Genomic DNA, 1,403 nt, shown 5'->3' with positions numbered 1-1,403 from the left:
CCGGATGGATCACCGCTCTCGATAACCTCTCCCACCTGCCCCCAGACCTCTCCGACCTGATGTGCTGTGTGATCACCGGCGCCGAGAGCATCAAGCGCGCGCTCTTCACGGACGGGGACGTGGTGCGCTCCCGCTACCGCCGGCCGATGCTGCTGACCGGCATCGACGTCGGCGTCATCCGCCCCGACCTTGCCGAACGCCTCCTGACCCTGCGTCTGGAGCGCCCCAAGGTGCGGCGCACCGAAGCGGAGTTGTGGGCGGAGTACGCCGAGATCCTGCCCCTCGTGCTCGGCTCTCTGCTCGACCTGACCGTCAAGGTGCGAGCGGTTCACACCGAGACGCCGACCGACCTGCGAATGGCCGACTTCGCCCACCTGTGCGCCCAGCTCGACGCGGCCACCGGCTTCGGAACGCTCGCCGCCTACCGGGCCAGTCTCGACGACCTCAACGACGACGTCATCGAGGGCGACCTGCTCGCGCAGACGGTCCTCAAGCACGCCACCGGGCTCGCCCCGGGTGAAGACGTGCGGATGTCGTCGGCGGAATGGCTGCACGCCCTCACCGCCCTCTACAGCGGCGAGGAGTGCCGTCCACTGCCCAAGGGGTGGCCGACCACCGGAAAGGTGCTGTCCGACCGGCTGAGGCGCATCCAGCCCACCTTGGCCGCGCGGGGCGTCCTGGTCGACTGGGGCCGCACCAGCGCCGCCCGCTACATCGAGATCACCCGCCAGGCCCCGACCCCGGAGCACGAGCAGCAGCCCGCGTTCTAACCCAGCGGGTCGACAAGCAAGAGGAGCACGCCTCGCCCCGGGTGCTCCTCTTGCTGTTCGGCGGCGGCGCCGCCCTGCACGAGTCGCGCCGCGAAGCGGCTCGTTCTTCAAGCCCTGAGGGACGACGCAAGACCACAGACACCACCCCTTCCTTTGTCCTAAGAAGGAAAGACCTGCGTCACCGCGTCACCCCGCGCCCGACAGACGGCCCCTGACCTGCGGCAACAGAAGGTGACGCAGACGGCGAATCCTGCGTCACCCCGCGTCATCCGCGTCACCCCAGTGACGAGAGCCCGTGTCACCGGTGACGCAACCCCCGCCCTGCTGCGTCACCAAAACTCGCAGGTCAGAAGCCTGATTGACGCAGGTGACGCGATGACGCAGAAATCCCCGCTTCGGACAGCACCGCCACGAAGCCTGAGAACCAACCCGCCGTTCCGCCTCCCGAGATGAGGAGACCCGTCGCATGGCCACGCCAACGACCAGCGACCCGCGCGCCACCCTGCGGGCCGGACTCCCGGACCGGTACCTCACCCCTGAAGACCTGGTGGCCTTGTTCGCCTTGGAGAGCGTCGAAACGCTCTACACCTGGCGCAAGAAGCGCATAGGGCCGCCCGGCTTCCGCGTCGGCAG

General features: G+C 68.8%; 2 protein-coding genes. Both read left to right on the top strand.

All coding sequences use genetic code 11. The features are described 5' to 3' along the window. Positions 1–770: AICE element replication initiation protein (locus IE267_RS39275; protein WP_506417462.1), on the top strand; the 770-nt coding region annotated here is incomplete at its 5' end. A gap of 466 nt (positions 771–1,236) precedes the next feature. After that, on the top strand, positions 1,237–1,403 hold a 167-nt coding region (locus tag IE267_RS39270), incomplete at its 3' end, for a DNA-binding protein (protein ID WP_189766574.1).

It is taken from the genome of Streptomyces xanthochromogenes, assembly GCF_014650455.1.
Classification (GTDB): Bacteria; Actinomycetota; Actinomycetes; order Streptomycetales; family Streptomycetaceae; genus Streptomyces; species Streptomyces xanthochromogenes.
Note: the sequence above shows the minus strand (reverse complement) of the source record. Positions and strands in the feature narration are given on the sequence as shown.